19 protein-coding genes are annotated in these 17,284 nt (G+C 60.1%); 15 read left to right on the forward strand and 4 right to left on the reverse strand.

What is annotated here, in order from left to right:
* The 3 genes from RBB39_RS03890 to RBB39_RS03900 are packed head-to-tail and all read left to right on the forward strand — an operon-like array spanning position 1 to position 1,782.
* On the forward strand, positions 1-399 hold the full coding sequence (locus RBB39_RS03890) for a phage tail terminator-like protein (protein WP_306168824.1): 399 nt from the start codon (positions 1-3) through the stop codon (positions 397-399).
* 29 nt (positions 400-428) lie between these two features.
* Positions 429-1,376 (forward strand): phage tail tube protein, encoded by a 948-nt coding sequence (locus RBB39_RS03895; protein WP_306168825.1) that lies wholly within the window; start codon positions 429-431, stop codon positions 1,374-1,376.
* A gap of 10 nt (positions 1,377-1,386) precedes the next feature.
* Positions 1,387-1,782, forward strand: coding sequence for a hypothetical protein (locus tag RBB39_RS03900; protein ID WP_306168826.1), 396 nt, complete (start codon positions 1,387-1,389; stop codon positions 1,780-1,782).
* A gap of 309 nt (positions 1,783-2,091) precedes the next feature.
* Here the strand turns inward: RBB39_RS03900 and RBB39_RS03905 are convergent, their stop codons facing one another.
* On the reverse strand, positions 2,092-2,736 hold the full coding sequence (locus RBB39_RS03905; RefSeq protein WP_253029333.1) for a hypothetical protein: 645 nt from the start codon (positions 2,734-2,736) through the stop codon (positions 2,092-2,094).
* A 117-nt stretch (positions 2,737-2,853) separates the two neighbouring features.
* On the opposite strand from RBB39_RS03905, the gene RBB39_RS03910 reads away from it, so the two are divergent.
* From RBB39_RS03910 to RBB39_RS03920, 3 genes are read left to right on the forward strand one after another with little or no spacing between them, the layout of a single operon-like run.
* Complete coding sequence (locus RBB39_RS03910) at positions 2,854-4,833, forward strand: hypothetical protein (RefSeq protein WP_306168827.1); 1,980 nt, start codon at positions 2,854-2,856, stop codon at positions 4,831-4,833.
* A gap of 3 nt (positions 4,834-4,836) precedes the next feature.
* On the forward strand, positions 4,837-5,193 hold the full coding sequence (locus RBB39_RS03915; protein WP_253029335.1) for a phage tail protein: 357 nt from the start codon (positions 4,837-4,839) through the stop codon (positions 5,191-5,193).
* Positions 5,190-5,900 (forward strand): phage minor tail protein L, encoded by a 711-nt coding sequence (locus tag RBB39_RS03920; protein WP_306168828.1) that lies wholly within the window; start codon positions 5,190-5,192, stop codon positions 5,898-5,900. The genes RBB39_RS03915 and RBB39_RS03920 overlap by 4 nt, the downstream gene beginning before the upstream one ends.
* Position 5,901: 1 nt before the next feature.
* Here the strand turns inward: RBB39_RS03920 and RBB39_RS03925 are convergent, their stop codons facing one another.
* On the reverse strand, positions 5,902-6,120 hold the full coding sequence (locus RBB39_RS03925; RefSeq protein WP_213227024.1) for a hypothetical protein: 219 nt from the start codon (positions 6,118-6,120) through the stop codon (positions 5,902-5,904).
* A 62-nt stretch (positions 6,121-6,182) separates the two neighbouring features.
* Here RBB39_RS03925 and RBB39_RS03930 point away from each other — a divergent pair, with 62 nt between their 5' ends.
* The 8 genes from RBB39_RS03930 to RBB39_RS03965 are packed head-to-tail and all read left to right on the forward strand — an operon-like array spanning position 6,183 to position 14,112.
* Positions 6,183-6,923 (forward strand): NlpC/P60 family protein, encoded by a 741-nt coding sequence (locus RBB39_RS03930; RefSeq protein ID WP_306168829.1) that lies wholly within the window; start codon positions 6,183-6,185, stop codon positions 6,921-6,923.
* Positions 6,923-7,498 (forward strand): tail assembly protein, encoded by a 576-nt coding sequence (locus RBB39_RS03935; RefSeq protein ID WP_222568906.1) that lies wholly within the window; start codon positions 6,923-6,925, stop codon positions 7,496-7,498. Before RBB39_RS03930 ends, RBB39_RS03935 begins: the two co-directional genes overlap by 1 nt.
* Positions 7,495-10,791 (forward strand): host specificity protein J, encoded by a 3,297-nt coding sequence (locus RBB39_RS03940; RefSeq protein ID WP_306168830.1) that lies wholly within the window; start codon positions 7,495-7,497, stop codon positions 10,789-10,791. The genes RBB39_RS03935 and RBB39_RS03940 overlap by 4 nt, the downstream gene beginning before the upstream one ends.
* Entirely contained in the window at positions 10,788-11,174 is a 387-nt protein-coding gene (locus RBB39_RS03945; protein ID WP_306168831.1) for a hypothetical protein, read from the forward strand. Before RBB39_RS03940 ends, RBB39_RS03945 begins: the two co-directional genes overlap by 4 nt.
* On the forward strand, positions 11,167-11,526 hold the full coding sequence (locus RBB39_RS03950; RefSeq protein WP_306168832.1) for a hypothetical protein: 360 nt from the start codon (positions 11,167-11,169) through the stop codon (positions 11,524-11,526). The genes RBB39_RS03945 and RBB39_RS03950 overlap by 8 nt, the downstream gene beginning before the upstream one ends.
* Before the next feature lie 38 nt (positions 11,527-11,564).
* Positions 11,565-13,298, forward strand: a complete 1,734-nt coding sequence (locus RBB39_RS03955; protein WP_306168833.1) for a prophage tail fiber N-terminal domain-containing protein — start codon at positions 11,565-11,567, stop codon at positions 13,296-13,298.
* A gap of 9 nt (positions 13,299-13,307) precedes the next feature.
* Positions 13,308-13,730 carry a hypothetical protein gene (locus RBB39_RS03960; RefSeq protein ID WP_306168834.1) on the forward strand — a complete coding sequence of 141 codons (423 nt, stop codon included), beginning with the start codon at positions 13,308-13,310 and terminating at the stop codon, positions 13,728-13,730.
* The gene (locus tag RBB39_RS03965) at positions 13,723-14,112 is read left to right on the forward strand and encodes a hypothetical protein (protein WP_306168835.1); all 390 of its coding nucleotides are present in this window, start codon (positions 13,723-13,725) and stop codon (positions 14,110-14,112) included. Before RBB39_RS03960 ends, RBB39_RS03965 begins: the two co-directional genes overlap by 8 nt.
* A gap of 44 nt (positions 14,113-14,156) precedes the next feature.
* Here the strand turns inward: RBB39_RS03965 and RBB39_RS03970 are convergent, their stop codons facing one another.
* Both RBB39_RS03970 and RBB39_RS03975 read right to left on the reverse strand, forming a co-directional pair.
* On the reverse strand, positions 14,157-14,657 hold the full coding sequence (locus tag RBB39_RS03970) for a hypothetical protein (RefSeq protein WP_306168836.1): 501 nt from the start codon (positions 14,655-14,657) through the stop codon (positions 14,157-14,159).
* On the reverse strand, positions 14,658-14,960 hold the full coding sequence (locus tag RBB39_RS03975; RefSeq protein ID WP_306168837.1) for a hypothetical protein: 303 nt from the start codon (positions 14,958-14,960) through the stop codon (positions 14,658-14,660). It abuts the gene before it with no gap.
* Positions 14,961-16,955: 1,995 nt separating this feature from the next.
* Here RBB39_RS03975 and RBB39_RS03980 point away from each other — a divergent pair.
* On the forward strand, positions 16,956-17,174 hold the full coding sequence (locus tag RBB39_RS03980; RefSeq protein ID WP_045994191.1) for a hypothetical protein: 219 nt from the start codon (positions 16,956-16,958) through the stop codon (positions 17,172-17,174).
* Positions 17,175-17,284: the final 110 nt, after the last annotated feature.

Here is a 17,284-nt window from a genome sequence, read left to right on the forward strand (position 1 = left end):
ATGGGATTCGACGAGATCCGCATCGCTATCGAGTCGCGCATGGTGGCATGGGATGGCGTGCCCGTGGCATTCGACGGCGCCCCCAACGGACCGAGCGTGGATGCGGCCATCGCCAACCAAGAACCCTGGGTGAGGCTGACCATCCAGCACGGCGACAGCTTCGTCGCTGGTCTCGGCTCCGAGCCCTGCATTCGCCGCCCTGGGCTGATCATGTGCCAGGTGTTCACCAAAGATAACCAGGGCAGCCGGCAGGCGTACCAAGTCGCCGACTCCCTGGCTGCGCACCTGCAGTTCTGGCGTACTGGCCACCTCGAAACACTCGCCTCCTCAGTGCAGCGCGTAGGCCCCTCTGACGGCTGGTATCAACTGAACGCATCGACGCCCTTCCGCGTCGGCTAAACCGCCCCACCGCCCACCTCCGAGCCGCCTTGAGCGGCTTTTTTCATGCCTGGAGAAAAATCATGTCCAGCGGTGCATCTATAGCTACATTCATCGTGGAAGAGACAACCCCCGGGGAAACGCCCGATCCGGCGACCTGGGACACTCTGCGCCTCACCGGCAACACCCTGACGCCCAACGTCTCCACCGAGGTCTCTGCTGAGATCCGCGAGACGCGCATGCAGGGCGGCGGCATCATCACCAGCCTCGACTACTCCGGTGACCTGGCCGGCGAGATGAGCGCGGGCACGTTCGACAAGCTGCTCGAGGCGGCCTTCTACGGCACCTGGGCGACCGATGTGCTGGAGATTGGTGCTGATCGTCATACCTTCACCATCGTGAAGGCATTCAAGGACATTGGCGTCTACTCAACCTTCAAGGGCGTGCACATTGGCGCCATGCAGCTCGACATCCCCGAAGAAGGCAAGGTGACCTGTAGCTTCACTGGCATGGGCCTCGGCTATGAGGACGGCGAGGCCGACCCGACCGCTGCTGGCACCGTGAATCCTCAAACAACCACCGTGGCGATGGGCTCGGCCACCAGTGTGGGCGACATCCTGGTCGACGGCGCTACGCTGGCTGGCGAGGCCTGCATCAGCGCCCTGTCCATGTCCATCGACAACACGCTGCAAACCCAACGCTGCCTCGGCAAGGCCGGTCCCGGCGCCCTGATTGCCACGTCGGCCAACGTCTCAGGCTCGCTCACCATGGCCTGGAGCAAGGCGGCCTGGAACCAGTGGAAGAAGATGCTGACCCGCGAAGCCATCGGTGTTTCCTTCCCTCTGACCGATGCCGCTGGCAACAGCTACACCTTCGAGCTGCCCGAGATCGAGATCGATGGCGAGCTGCCGGATGGTGGTAACGAAGACATCGTGCAGGTGTCGCTCAACTACACCGCCAAGAACACTCCCATCAAAGTCACCCGCGTGCTGGTATAAGGAATCCCCGATGGCTTTCAATGCAGAGCAGAACGATCCCGCCAAGATCGATGGCGGCGCCTGGGTAGAATTGCGCGGAGCCAAGTGGCTGATTGCCCGCTCAGGCAACGCCGCATACCGCGAGGAGCTTGAGGCTCTGCGCACCAACCTGCCCGAGTCACAAGCGGAGCGCATGGAGGCTGAGGCGCGGGCTCTGGCGAAGGGCATCCTTCGAGGCTGGGAAGATGTCGTCGATCGCAATGGCGACCCTATCCCCTTCACGGTGGCCAATGCCACGCGCGTGCTGCTCGACAACGATGACCTGGCCGTTGAGCTTGCCCAGGAATCGCGCCGGCGTGAGCACTTCCGCAGGGAGGATATTGCCGAACAGGGAAAAAAGCCGCGGCAGCGCTCAAGTACCGACTGACAGCAGCCGGGCGAGAAACCAAGCTCGCCACGATCGCAAAGGCGCTCAATCTCTCGAGACAGGTTGAGCCTCCCGAGATCGACGAGCGCTGCGCCTTCTGGCTGCATCTGTTTGACCTTCTCTCCCCTTCAAGGCCTGCCGGCTTCGGCACCATCCAACCCATACCGTTGTCTGAGATGGCTGCCTTGCGCCAGATGATGGTGCTACCCTGCTCAGCGGATGAATTCATCTCTGTCATTCGGGAGATGGACTGGGCATACATGGAAAGCAGGAGTTAGCCCCGCCGCAGCGGGGCATCTCAAAGGGAAGTTATCCGCTAACAGACGACAGCAGAGCTTCCTCTAATAAGCCGTTGGGGATACATGTGGTCGCTTTCCCATCTGAGTTGGCGGGGAAAGACTGAGTTTCGCCAGAGCTGAAAGAAATGCTCTCTTGCGACGACGCCGGCATCCCGCCGGCAGCGCTTGCTACCTGAGTGCCGCGCGTGAGGGTGTAGCGGGTGTTTGCGGTGACCTTGGTGGATCGTTCACTGGCTTCTTCAAGAACCAAGTTTATTCGGCCGTCAAGGCTCATGCTTCGGTTAAATCTGTAGAGCGCACCATCACTCATAACCTCATACTGGACGCTCTTCCTGGACGCTGGAAACCTGTATGTCCGCTCGCCGCGTGCATTTTTAACGTAAGACTCGACCATTCCGCAGTCTACGTATTTCTCGGGGTCTGCCGAAAAGCTGATATTAATCAGGCCAGACTCCTTATCTATATTGTTGATCACGAAAAAACTGCTGCTGATAGCCGGCACTGTTCTTGACCAGACTTCCTCTTTTGGGCTGTCGATGAGAATTGAATTATCGGTCGCATAGGAACTGTACGAAGGGGGCGTGTAATCCACTCTTCCTGCGCACCCGGCAAGAAGCAACACCCCGGTAAGAAAGGCTGTCCTGCTGAAGTTCATTTTTTATTCCCGTTTCTCGGATCGGAGAAAGACACTTACATCATGTCCGCAAGCGTGAGCAACGACTAACGTTAAGCGCGCCCAGGCAGCAGGACCCTCTCGCAATATGGAGTAATCATGTACTCATCTCGCCTTGAATTGGTTGTCGACAGCCGAAGCGGGGAGCGCTCCTTGTCGCGCATCGAGCGCAAGCTGGAGAGCGTGGATCGCCAAGGGCAGAAGAGCCAGCGCTCCCTCTACAACATCGGCAAGGCTGTCAGACTGGCCAGTGGTGCAGCGGTGGGCCTTGGCGCAATAGGCGGCGCCATGGGCGCCATGGCGAACTACGCCTCGAATGCCGCCGTCGAGATCGAGCGCATGGCCGGCCTGGCCAACACCAGTGTAGAGAGCTTCCAGCGCATGACCTATGCCGCTGGTCAGCACAACATCGAACAGGAAAAGGTCTCAGACATCCTCAAGGATGTGAATGAGCGGGTAGGCGAGTTCCTGCAAAGCGGCTCCGGTGAGATGGCCGACTTCTTCGACAATATCGCCCCCAAGATTGGCGTCACCGCTGAGCAGTTTCGCAACCTGTCTGGCCCCCAGGCGCTCCAGCTCTACTATGACAGCCTCGAGAAAGCGGGGCTGAACCAGCAAGAGATGACGTTCTACATGGAGAGCATGGCTGACGAAGCCACCTCTCTGATTCCTCTGCTTCGCAACGGCGGCGAGGAGTTCCGACGGCTTGGTGATGAGGCGCAGAAGAGCGGCCGCATCCTCTCGAGACTGGAGATCGACCGGCTCAAGGACATCAAATCGGAGTTCTCCGACCTTGGGGCGCTGTTGACGACCGAAACATCGCGCGCGGTGTCTCAGTTCGACAACTTGATGAAGTCCTCCCTGGAGGGGATTGCCGGCGGCGTCGAGTACCTGGCGCAGCGCTTCAACGTCCTCATGGATACGTTTCGCAATGCTGACGAGATGCGCAGCCTGGTGGCGATCAATGAGGAGATCGAGGTACTTGAGGACCGGCTGAACAGAGGAGTGGGCTCTGGCAGCGGCGCCTTGGGCACCGGCACCTTGGGCGCCGAGATCCGAGCGGCAGCGGGGAAGACAGAGGACGATATTGCCGAGCTGAGCAAGCTCTACGCCCGGCGCGACGAGCTGCTGTCAGGCATGGAGAGCACAGAGCCGCCGCCCCCCAGCGGGCTCTCCCTCCCTCGCCTGCCTGATCTGGAGGCTGCCGCAGGCGGAGCGTCCGCCCTGGCCAAGGCCGAAAGTGATGCCACCCGGGAGAGCGAGCGCCTGGCCCTGGCTCAGCAAGTGCTACTGGACCGGATCCGCCCTCTTGAGGCATCGCAACGCCAGTATGCGGCAGACAAAGACCTTCTGACCCAGTACGCCCAGCGGGAAAACCTGAGCGTCATGGAGACCGCCGCGCTCTATGACGACCTGGACAACGCCTACAGGAATGCCGGCAGCGCGGCAGAGGCCTACGGCTTCACCGCCTCAAAAGCCATGAAGGACGTGGACACCTTAGGCCAGCAGGCTGGCGACACCATCGCCAGCGCCTTCGGCAACGCCTTGATGGCTGGAGAAAACCTGAGGGGGACGGTCGCAGCTCTGGCTGAAGACCTGGCGGCATTGGCGACCAGAGAGCTGATAACCAAGCCCTTGGCCGCTGCCATCGGCGGGGCCTTTGGTGGAGGGGGCGGCAGCGCAATTGCCGGAGGGTTCACAGCTGCCATCAATTACGGCGGGTACGCAGACGGCGGCTACACCGGGCCGGGCGGCAAGAATGACCCGGCGGGCATCGTGCATGCCGGTGAGTACGTGGTGAAAAAGTCGGTGGTCGATCAGCCAGGCGTCCTGCCTATGCTCGAGCGCCTCAACAACATGCCCGGCTACGCCAATGGCGGCCTGGTGGGCGGTAGCGCATCGTCCTCGATGGCCCCGCAGATCACCTACGCCCCGCAGATCACAGTTGAAGCCCAGCCAGGCGCCACACAGCAAGATGCAGAACGCCAGGCTGATGCCTTCAAGCGTGCCAACAAGGCCCAGTTCGCTCAGTTCATCATCGAGCAGCAGCGCCCCGGCGGGCTGCTCGCCAAGAGGTAACCCATGGAGATCGACTTCCTCCCCGATATTGGCCGGGAGCCTGACTATGGGCTGACCGGCGGCGGCTCGTTTGCTGTGGATGCGGTGAGCTTTGGTGATGGGTACGAGCAGCGTCGCCCCGCCGGTATCAACTCCTCCAGGCGAGAGTGGACCGTGACGTGGAGCCTCATCACCCAAGAGCAGATGGAGCGCTTGCGGGACTTTCTGCTGGAGCGCCGGGGCGTTTACGCCTTCCTATGGCAGGTCTCCGGAGAGCCCGAGGCATGGCGTGTGGCCTGCAAAGAGCACCCAAAGGTCACCGTAGACACCTTTAAGCGGCACACCCTGACAGCCACTTTCATCGAGGACTTCGGGCTATGAGCCAGGTCATCGCTTCCGACACCCAGCGCCTGGAGCAGGACGCGATCGTCACCATGTTCGAGCTAGATGCTCGCAACTATGGCGACGGCATTCTGCGATTCGCACCCTACCCAGTCGACGGCGGTCCAGTTCGGTTCAATGGCTACGAGTACCAGCCGGTGCCGATCAAGGCCGCCGGCTTCGAGTGGAACGGCCAGGGCACCCTGCCCCGGCCGACGCTTACGGTCACCGCCATGGAGCTCGCGTTTCTGTCGCTGGTGATCAGTGCCGACGACCTGGTCGGCGCCCCGGTCAAGCGCCTGCGCACCTACCGCCGACACCTGGATGACGGCACAGCGCCCGACCCAGAGGCCTTGTTCCCGATCGACTACTACGTGATCGAGCGCAAGGCCTCGCAGAACCGCCGGCAGATTCAGTTCGAGCTGTCGGTGCAGATGGACCAGGAAGGCCGGATGATTCCCCACCGGCAGATCCTGCGAGACTCGTGCACGCACCGTTACCGCTGGTGGGATGGCACCCAGTACCGCTACGAGGGCGTAACCTGCCCCTATTCTGGCTCCGGCGAGTGGGAGGCTGATGGGTCAGATGCCCTGCCCGGCATGGGGCGCGATGTGTGCGGCAAGCGGTTGAGCGACTGCCGGTTGAGGTTCGGGCAAGCGGGCGTTCTCCCGACGCGGGCCTTCCCGGGCGTAGGCCGGGTGAGATGATTCAAAAGTTGCCAGGCTTAGCCCCTGCATCAGAGAGAAGACGCTCTCGCTCTAACTCCACGAAATCAATCAGTTCGGAAATGCTCATCTCAGCGCCATCCTCTGGAAAAGACATGGTGAACGCCCAGTGGACACCAGCATCATTGAGGTAATTAGCCTCGACGATGCCCCCTCTACCAGGCTCAACAATGCAAACCTTCTTTAACTCCCACTTGCTCATGCCGAATCCTTCATTTGGTTGTGAGTGTTCCCTATCTTTAGCATCGGGTGATGACGCAACCAATGCCATTAGTCGACTGTCTGAGTTCGAATCATAATGAGGCGCTAATACGCGCCGAAGCCCTGGCCGCCTATCCAAATGAGGCTGTGTGGTTGATCACCGACCACGGCTGCCGGCAGGTAGCCAATGTGGCAGACGCCCCCCGAACCACCTTCGCCATTGCCAAGCGCGATATGGCAGCGGCCACCGCCCAGGGTCTGCGGGCCATTGTTCACTCACACCCGGACTACCCGGACTGCCCCAGCGAGGCCGACATGCGCGGCCAGATTGCCTCGGGCGTTCCGTGGGGGATCGTGGCCACCGATGGCAACGCCACGACACCCGTTCGCTGGTGGGGCGGCGGCGACCGGCCGGAGCTTATCGGCAGGGGCTTCGTCCACGGCGTGACCGACTGCTACGCCCTGATCCGCGACTACTACGCGATGGAACTGGGCATCGATCTTCCCGAGTTTCCTCGCTCGTGGGAATGGTGGCTCAAAGGGCAAGACCTCTACCGCCAGGGTTTCGAGCAGGCGGGGTTCCGCGTTATCGAAGCGGACAAGGCCATGCCCGGCGATATGTGGTTCGCCCAGCTTCGCAGCGACGTGCCCAACCATGGCGGCGTCCTGGTCGAGAACGGGCTATGCCTGCACCATCCGTCTGGCCGGCATCCTGTCGACCCCACCCGGCTCTCGCGCCGTGACCCGGCCGCCCGCTGGCTCCCCTACATCACCCACTGGCTCCGTCACACGTCGAGGGACTGATGAAAACGCTCTATCTGCATGGCTTTCTTGGGGCTCGCTTCGGCGAGTCCTTTTCGTTGGACGTCCGTGATCCTGCCGAGGCCATCCGTGCGCTGCTGATCCAAATTCCCGGGCTCGAAGCTGTCATCCGTGATGGCGACTGGCATGTCGTGCGCGGCCCCCTCGATGGCGGCGTGTCGCTCGACGAAGAAGGTTTGATGGTCGGCATGGATGACGAAACCGAGATTCATCTGCTCCCGGCGGTCGCCGGAGCTGGGGGCGATGGTATCTGGCAGACCATTGCGGGCGCCGTCCTGATGGTTGCCAGCTTCTGGGCTGGCCCCGTTTTCGGGCCCGGGATGTTCAATGCCGGCCTGGCTCTTGCCTTGGGTGGAGTCGCACAGATGCTGTCGCCCACCCCGCAGACAGGCGACTACGGCGAGCGGGAGCGACCCGACGAGCGCCCTTCTTTCCTGTTCGATGGACCCACCAACACCAGCACCCAGGGCCTCCCGGTGCCGGTGATCTACGGCCGCGTGAAGGTCGGCAGTGTTGTGGCATCTGCCGGCATGACTGCTGAGGAGCTGGACGAATGACCGATCTGGTTGTCTATGGCGCGAAAGGCGGCAAGGGCGGCGGCGATGAAGCCCGCACTCCCCGCGAGGCGCCCAACACCCTTCGCTCCACCTCCAAGGCCAGGATCATCGACGTGCTGGGCGAGGGGCCGATTGTCGGCCTGACCAATGGCCTCAAGAGCATCTATCTGGATGAGACGCCGCTGCAGGACGAGGGTGGCGACTTCAACTTCCAAGGCGTGACCGTTCACACCCGCACTGGTGAGCCTGATCAGTCGCACATCGCCGGCTTTGCTGCGGTGGAGACTGCCAACGATGTATCGACCGAGGTGACCAACGCCACACCAGTCGTTCGCACCGTCACCAACCCGGAGGCCGATGCCGCTCGCGTTACCGTCCAGGTGCAGGCGCTCAGCTATCAGAACGTCGAGAATGGCGATCTGCTGCCCACCGAGGTGGCGGTGGCCGTCGATGTTCGCCCCAATGGAGGCAGCTGGTCCGAGAAGCGCTACGACATCATCAAGGGTAAGACCACCAGCCCCTACCAGCGGTCCTATCGTGTGCCGCTCACCGGCGATGGCCCCTGGGACATCCGCGTGCGCCGAGTGACGCCCGACAACGGCAGCGCCACCCTGCGCAACGCGACGTACTGGGCCACTTACACCGAGATCATCGACGCCAAGCTGCAGTATCCCGATACCGCATTGGTCGGGCTCGAGGTCGATGCCCAGGATTTTGGCAGCCAGATCCCCTCGCGGAGCTACGACGTCAAGGGCTTGATCGTCCGGGTGCCGACCAACTACAACCCCGAGACTCGCGAATACACCGGCCTGTGGGATGGCTCGTTCAAGCTGGCGTGGACCGACAACCCCGCCTGGTGCTTCCTCGACCTGGCCACCAGCGAGCGGTACGGCGCCGGGCTGGAGAACGTCGACAAGTGGGGCCTCTACCAGATCGCCCAATACTGCGACGAGCTGATCCCTGATGGCTTCGGCGGCCAAGAGCCGCGCTTCACCTTCAACACCGTGCTGTCGAGCCGAGAGGAAGCCATCAAGGCGCTCGACACCCTGGCGACTGCGTTCCGTGGCATGACCTACTGGGGCGCCAATACCGTCATGGCGACAGCCGACATGCCGGCCGATCCGGTCAAGCTGGTGTCGCCGGCCAATGTCATCGACGGTGAGTTCGAAACGAGCGGTACCGCGCTGAAGGCCCGGCACTCAGTCGCCTTGGTGAGCTGGAACGACCCTGGCGACAACTACCGCCTCCAGGTCGAGGTCGTCGAGGATGCCGATGCTATCCAGCAATTTGGCTGGAAGCAGATCGACGTCACCGCCGTAGGCTGCACCAGTCGCGGCCAGGCGCACCGCCTTGGCAAGTGGATGCTCTACAGCGAGCGCGCTGAAACCGAGACGATCACCTACCAGGCCAGCGTCGATCATGCCGACCTGCGCCCGGGCGACATTATCGCAGTCAACGACCCGACCACGGCCGGCGCCCGGCTCTCTGGCCGGATCGTTCGCCCTGGGCTGTCTGCCCTGGTGCTTGACCAAGTGCCCGAGCAGGTCAGCGGCAGCGACTGGTATCTGGACGTGCTGCTGCCTACCGGGGGGATTGAGCGCCGGCAGGTCGACCGGTTCGCCGGTGATCATGTCGAGCTGGTCAGCCCGCTCTCAGCTGAGCCGATCCGTGGCGCCATCTGGATGCTGTCGAGCCAGGACGTAGAGCCGCGCAAGTTCCGGGTGCTGTCCGTCGCTGAGCAGGAGACGGCGATCTTCCAGATCACCGCCGTCGAGCATGACCCGACCAAATACGATCGCGTCGAGCAGGGCCTCAACCTGCCGGACGAGGATTACACGCTGATCCCGACCGGCCCGGTGGCGGCGCCCTACTCCATTACCGTCGAGGCATCCAAGTACCTGGCCGGCGGCACCGAGCACCAGAAGATCACCGTCAGTTGGACGCCCAGCGATGACGCTCGAGTCGTCCGTTACATTGCCGAGGTACAGGGGCCGAATGACGTGTCATGGGGTGAGGCCTTCGCTGGCCCGGGCACGTCGTTCGACATCCTCGATGCAGAGCCGGGTGAATGGCAGATCCGTGTCCGTGGCATCACCGGTACCGGCTCCGCGTCGCCCTGGGCGTACCGGACCACCACCGTAGCCGGCCTGCTGCTGCCGACGCCGCCGGATAGCGTGGACATCCGAGCGGGAACCTTCGAGATCACGCTGATCCCGAATGGCCTCTACCCTGGGCAGATGTGGGAATTCTGGCGCTCCAACGTCGCACTCGACACAGGACTGATCGAGTCGAATGCAGTGCGCGTCGGTGTGGCGCCCACCCTGACCGACACCGACCTCGAGTCCGACACCACGTATTACTACTACGTTCGCGGCATCAACGCCTACGGCGTCTCGAGTTGGTACCCGGTGCAGGCCACCACCGAGAATGATCCCGAAAAAATAATGTCGGTGATCAGTGGAGAGATAAAGGAAACCGATCTTTTCCAAGACTTCCAGAGCACCATGAATGCCCTGAAGTCGGCATGGGTTCTGAAAGTGGAGGGTGATGGCGGCAAGGTCGGCGGGATCGGCCTGGCTTATGATCCCGATCAAGATGTTTTCGATTTTGGAGTAAAGGTCGATCGATTCTACGTCTACCACAATGACGCCGAGGTGATCCCGTTCATCTTCACCGATGGCACGCTGTACCTGAAAGAAGCGCTGATCCAATACCTGACGTTCACCAAGCTCAAGGCGTCCGATGGCTCGTTCATCGTCGAGAACGGTAAGGTGAAGGCCAGCTACATCCAGGCCGATGAGCTCCATGTGGATTACGGCAAGCTGTTCAACATCGACGTGCAGAACGCCCACATCCGCAATGGCGCCATCACCAACGCCAAGATCGGCAATGCAGCGATCACGCGAGCCAAGATCGGAGACGCACAGGTCGACACGCTGCAGATTGCCGGGCAGGCGGTGACCATCCCAGTCGGAACGTCACGCACCTCTGGAAGAAGCAGCAACGGCAGTTGGGTCAGCTGGCTGTCGGTTTACCTCAATGCTGAGGGCGGCCGAGTCTTCGCCAACTTCGCAGCAACGAATGCGACAGGCGGCGGCGGCCGGCCCTACTTCCGATGGAAGGTCGATGGCAGTGTCTGGTTCGAAATTCCCACGGGTACCGGCGAGCTAAACCACGCCTGCACCCTCGATGTCGGAAACCGCAATGGCGTCACTATTGCCATCGAGTGCCGCGGTGCCGGCACCGTCAATTCCACGCAGTCCACCCTGACAGCAGAGGGCAAAAAACGATGATCGTCGCAATCTACTGCGAACTGACCGGTGCCATCCTGCGCGTCACAGACTGCCCCGAAGACCATGTCGAGATGCAGTGTGGTGAGCACGAAGACTATGTCGAGGTCGAGGCAGGCTTTGACGATGCAGTCCACTACGTGGATCGGGCAGACGGCCAGATCAAGCCGAAGCAGCACCGGGGTGCTCAGGTTGCCGTCGAGGGCTTAACGGCCACCATCACTGGGCTGGAGCCTGGCACCCTGCTGGCGATGAACGGCCACCAGATGGTCACCACCGGCGACAGCGCCCAGGTCGATGTCGACGTGCCGGGCACCTTCCAGGTCCACCTGGTCGGCCCCGCCTGGCGTCTCGATGAAGCCCTGGAGGTAGCGATCGATGGATAGGCTGAGCGTTCGCCGGTTCTCCTCACGGGCTGAGGCCGAGCGGCACTATCTGGCATTGGTGGACAGCGAGGCCGAGGCTGCTCGCTACGTTTCGCCCGCCCAAGAGGCCGTCTACCAGCTCAAGCTGGCCGAGGCGGCCCAAGGCTCGGGGCCAATGGTCGAAGCCGAGGCGACCGCCACAGACGCTGACGTGACCACCGTATGTCAGCGCATCAAGCGCGCCCGCACCCGCTGGGAAAAGCGCGCCGGCACCATCGAGGAGGCGCGTATCACCGCCAAAGCCGATATTCGACGATCAAGCACACCCGCCGACATGCATCGGGCCCTGACCCGCTTTCGAAACGCACTCTAACAGCCCGCCAAGCGCGGGCTTTTTGTGGGAGACACACCATGGCAGTGACGCTTTCCGGCGTACTGAAAGACCCCTATGGCCAGCCGCTGCCCGGGGCGACCATTCGCTTTGACGCCGTCAGGACATCCGCCACCGTCCTGAACCACATTCGTGCCGAGGCGATCACCGACGCCCAGGGCGACTACTCCATCTCCGTCGAGGTCGGCCGCTACGACGTGCGCGTGATGCAGGGTCGATCATTCCTTGAGCTCGCCAAGAATCTGGAGGTGCGTGCTGACTCCACCGCCACCGATCTCAACGAGCTGGTGGTCGAGTGGCAAGGTGAGCAAGACCTGACGCCTGGCATCGTGATCGAATTCCGGGCATTGGTGGACGAAGCCCGCGGGTACCGGGATGAGGCGGGAGCCTCTGCCGGTGAGGCGGCCGCAAGCGAATCCAGCGCTGCCGACAGTGCTACGGCGGCCAGCGAATCAGCCTCAAACGCGGCCACGAGTGAGCAGAATGCCGCCAGCTCGGAGAGCGCTGCCAGCGCATCGGCATCCAGCGCCTCCGACAGTGCCGACGCTGCGTCGACCAGCGAGGCGAATGCCGCCAGCTCAGCCAGTGCAGCAGCAGCGAGCGAGGGTAGTGCGGCCACCTCTGCCTCGAACGCAGCGGGCTCTGCGAGCGCCGCTGCGGCCAGCGAATCAAACGCCGCAGGATCAGAGAGCGCCGCAGGCGACTCCGCCCTAGAGGCCCAGCACTGGGCCCAATACCCGAACGACACACCGGTGCCAGAGGGTGACGGCTCCCAGTTCTCCGCCGCTCACTGGGCGGAAGTTTCCCGGCAGCGTGCTGTTAACGCCATGGTCGCCCAAGGCGCTTGGGATGCGAGCACCGGCTCCCTGCCACCCGAGCCGACCGGGGCCAGCTACTGGCTGGTCACTGGCGCGGCGAATGGCGAGACCATCGGCGGGGTCGAGTACCGCAACAAGGACATGCTGCTCTGGACGCCCAACGAGAGCGGTGGCGGTGGTACCTGGTCGAAGATCGACAACACCGACAGCGTAGCCAGCGTTGCCGGCAAAACTGGCGCCGTCACGCTCGTACCGGGCGACGTTGGCGCAGACCCCGCCGGAACAGCCTCATCTGCAGTCGCCGCGCACGAGGCAAAAAGCTCTGCTCATACTCCCGCGCAGGTCGGCGCCGACCCTGCGGGCTCGGCAGCAAGTGCCGAGCAAGCCGCCAAGGACTTCGCCGTACAGCGCGCCAACCACACCGGCACCCAGCTGCTGAGCACTATCTCGGATGCCGGGACGGCGGCGGCAGCCAATGTGGGTACAGGTGCGGATGACGTTCCCAAGACATCGCAAGCTGATGCGCGGTATGCGCGGCTGTCTGGTGCAAACAATTTCGACACGATACCTACGGTCAATGGCGACCCAATTGTCGAGTCGGACAGCAACGATGATGGCGAGTGGACTCGATGGGCGGATGGGACTCAACAATGTTCCGCTCAAGTGCAACTAGACGACGTTGTTACAAATAACATCTTGGCGTGCTTGTGGGACTACCCTCAACCTTTTGCGACCCCTCCCCGCCCCTCGCATTGCCCCGACCAAGGTTTAATTTCCAGCATCTCTGGCGCCCCTCCGCACAGGCGCGGGACGGCGTTCACTGCTGCGGCATCGGTATCGCAGGTGTCCTTGAGGATAGGCGCACAGGCTGGGGACACATTCGCCGCAGGCGACTCCCTAACCTCATACGCCTTTTCAAGTGGTCGATACAAGTAGGAGAGCTCCGTGAAGATAAGATTTAAAGCCGTTGGACAGGCTCCCGACTATTACAACATCGAGGGCGAAGTGTTCACAGCCAGCCATGAGGGGGTAAGTGAGAGTTACGACCTAGCGGGGTTTCCTGAGGGTGGGATATTCCTAAGAGTAGAGAGGTTGCCGTCGGGGGCACAAACGGTTAGGCGAGTGGAGCGCGTTAACGGCGAGCTGCACGTGACTCTTGTACAGAGGGTCATAGCGGGACAATACCCAGGCCACAAAGCCCACTGGCGAGAGTCGCCCATCATCGACGCCGCTGACTATGACCCCAGCATCTGCTACGTCATCCCCACAGGCATGGCAGGCGTAGACGACTACGAGATCGTGCAGGGCGTGGATGTCGCGGGAAACACCGGCTGGACGGTTCGCAAGAAGGAGATGGCTGATGGGTAACGTGTACTGGATTCCGCCCAAGACCGAGGCCGAAAATCTAGCGGAGGCTCAACAGGCGGCAACGCGCCGCATCAACGCGGCCTACGAGGCCGAGCTGGCCAGCATTCGCAGCGAGTACCCCGAGTCGGAGCAAATGACCTGGGACAAGCAGGAGCGTGAGGCAAGGGCATTCCTGGCTGACTCAGCCACCGCCACGCCCCTACTGGATGCCATGGCCACTGGCCGGGGGATGGACAAGACCGAGTTAGCGACACGGATCATCGCCAAGGCCGATGCATGGATGCAGGCGAGCGGCCTGGCGACAGGCAAGCGCCAGGCTCTTGAGGATCAGGTAAAGGCTGCAGAGACAGTGGAAGCGGTTGAGTCGATAGGCTGGGAGTGATGTGGGCGCCAGGGATGGCGTATATATCAAGTCATCGCATTAAATCATTTATACAATATAGATCCAGTTAAAAATCTAGACAGCATGTTTTTGTAAAGCTTAAACCTTATAGCCAGGCGGTCATGAAATGGGAGGTTCGAGCTTATCATGAAGAACAATTTATCGCTGTATGATGTTTTGGCATAAGCGCCACAAACATTGTCAACGGGACTCTCAATAACTCCGAACTCGAAAAAGTCTGAAGGTTCAACCATCAATGTTGACCCACTAACTATGGTATCACTGGAATGTAGTTCTCCTAATTCACTAAGAACGACCATTGAGTGTAGATATCCTTCATCGTCAATAAACCCATAGTCAACGACCTGGGTCTTGTGACTTCGTCTATTTATTATATGAAGATCAAGCCCTGGCCGCGCTTCGAAACTAATAGGCCATAGCGACACTTTAATCCTGTCCTTCCTCATGGACACAGATTGGTGATAGTTCATTACGCTCACCACCGCCGCTATAGTTGCTGACAACGCAGCTAGATAACTTTCCATCTATAGTTCCTCACGTCCCATCTTACGCCTCACCTGCCCTACCTCTGCCCGCTGATCCTTCGCCAGCCGCCACACTCCATCGCTGATGCCGTGCTTGCGGGATAGCAGGTACTGCGGCGTGCCTGGCTCCCACCAATCGTCCTTGATCTCCTTGCCCAGCACGCAGCGCCCGCTGATCAGCCAGCCCTGCCAGACAACGTGGTACTCGACCAGCCTGTCGATCGGCGGCGATGACCGGCTCAGGCCAAGCCAGCCCTTGCGCTCGAGGCGCTTGCGCCACTTGGTGATCTGGTAGGTGTCCATCTCCCAGCCTACCAATCAGGATGCATAGAGGCGCGCAGGTTCTTGTGGCCACAGGCTCTGCACGTAATGATGAAGCAGCGTCCGTAGGGCCCATCTGGTATCACTTCAAAGTGCCTCCAGCCATGCCTGCCAGTCTCGCAGAACTCGACCGCCTGGCAGACCAGGCAACGCATTTCCAGCCCGCTCTCCACAACCTGGTAACTGATCATCTGCGTGAGCATCCCTGTCTCCTGAAAGCAAAGTGCTTGGCTCAGCGTAGATCAGAGCGGTACGAGGTGCGATCCACAATCTACGATCTGCTATAACCTTTCCGCCAGCGCCACTACCTTGCTCGCAACCCGAATCTAAGATGGTCGAAGACTATCCGGATGCAGCGATTTTCGTCGCGATACATGGCGGCATACGCGGCACCTGACGGTGTAGCGTCCCCCATTTTTTGTTTCAGGCTGAATTTCGAATTGGAGCCACGGAGAATCTGAGTAGTGGTTAAACTCTAGCGTGTAACAGTTTCTACAGAACAGCTCCCATCCACCATCTACAGCTGTAAAGCTTATTATTTCTTCTCTCATGATCCCTGCCCCTGCGAGCCAAAATTCACTGACCTGTGCTCGAACGCGCCGCAACCAGGCCTTAAAACTATCTTTTTTCACTTCTCTATGCTGGTCCGAGCGTGAGCATCCCAATGTCTCAAAATACTGTTACACTCAGGAACATAGAAGACTTGGAGAGACGCTATGAATGTCACAACATCCATCAAGGTAGAAGCGCATTACAGCGAGATTGGGTCAGAAATCGAGTGGGACATTGTGGAGTACAAGCCGGGTGCCCAACGACATGTACTTGATACACTCGAAAGTGAGGTTGATGCTCGCTGCAAAGCAGCCTGCATTGCCTTTGAGACTTATATGAAATCAGTGGGAATTTCTACGCAAAAATAGGCAATACATTATCTTTAACTATCTCCATTCCCTGCATCATCATTGTTGATGACCATCACGCCGCCTCTGTGACGTGAAGTCTTCTATAACATCGATGAGAAGCATGCCAGTATGAGACAATCGCCCAATTCTCACCCTGTCTCTATCATCTCGCCAATCGGTAGACTTAGATATAATTTCTATAGAAGACAGTATCTCCCTGAGCAGCTCTAACTTTTCCTTAAGCTCATCTTGCTCGCAACCATCAGTTTCTTCTAACAAAAGCGTTCCTGTTTCAGCAATTCATATAGTATATGCTGACATAGCAAAGCTCGTAGGACCACAACGTTGCTCACACCTGCACAATTCTGGAAAATCACTCCGTAAAAGTAATAAAAATCAACTAGACAACTCATAAAAGAAGCTAAGCAATGACTAGATCTCTAGTACATTGCTTGTGAAAATACCAGTCAGATGCTTTGCTAGACGCCTTTGTCCCGTTCCTAAGTAAAAGTCGTTGTGACCAAGAAATCTCACCGTACCTTAATATGGTCGCAATTTGGTCGCACAGTCAATGCCTGAGAGGCAGCTATGTCCAGCATTACGCAACTTTAAGTGACTGAGTTTCATAAAAACCGCATTGCAAGCGCGGCCGCCAATTAGATCAGATCGAACTTAAAATCCCTCGGTGGCAACACCGTGCCGGTTCGAGCCCGGCTCCGGGCACCAACCCTATCGATGTCTTACGTGACTCACTCCCTCGATGACCTGCCTTGTGGTGGTGTTCTGGTCGCCTAGCCCACTTTAGCCGTTGGCGTTGCACGCCAGACGCTTTCCCTGCCCCGCCCCGTGTTTCATCATCCTCTGATCGCCCTCTTGTCGCTTTGTCATCGCCTTCTCATCGTTCCCAATATCCTTGCTCATCGCTTGCGCCGAAATATCAATAATGGCGAATAAAGAAATACCTCCTATAGTGAATTGTGCCGGTTCAGTTCACGGACGGCAGAGCGCCATATCGCCTCGATGGAGTGAGCGCGGGCCTTCACAGGGTTCAGGGACGACTTCCAGGAGATGCCACATGAAACGCACGCTAGTCGGATCGACCATGATCGCCGCATTTGTGATGGCGGGCAGCACCTTCGCCATGGATTCGGAAGCCCTGCAGGAGCACATGCAGGAAATCGAGGAAAAAGCCCAACAGAACAGCGAAGAGGACCGGGTGGAAGCCCTCGAGCAACAGGTCGAGGACCTCAAGGAGCTCATTCACAAGATGATGGAAGAGGACGCTGCCGCCTGAGCCTTTGGCGCTGAGCCTTGCCAAGTCATGACGTGCGGCCATGACGTGCGACCATGACTCACCACAATGACTCACCATGATGAAAGGGGCCCCAGGGACGGGGCCCCTTT

The sequence above is a fragment of the Halomonas sp. MMSF_3323 genome (genome assembly GCF_030733595.1).
Taxonomy (GTDB): domain Bacteria; phylum Pseudomonadota; class Gammaproteobacteria; order Pseudomonadales; family Halomonadaceae; genus Halomonas; species Halomonas litopenaei.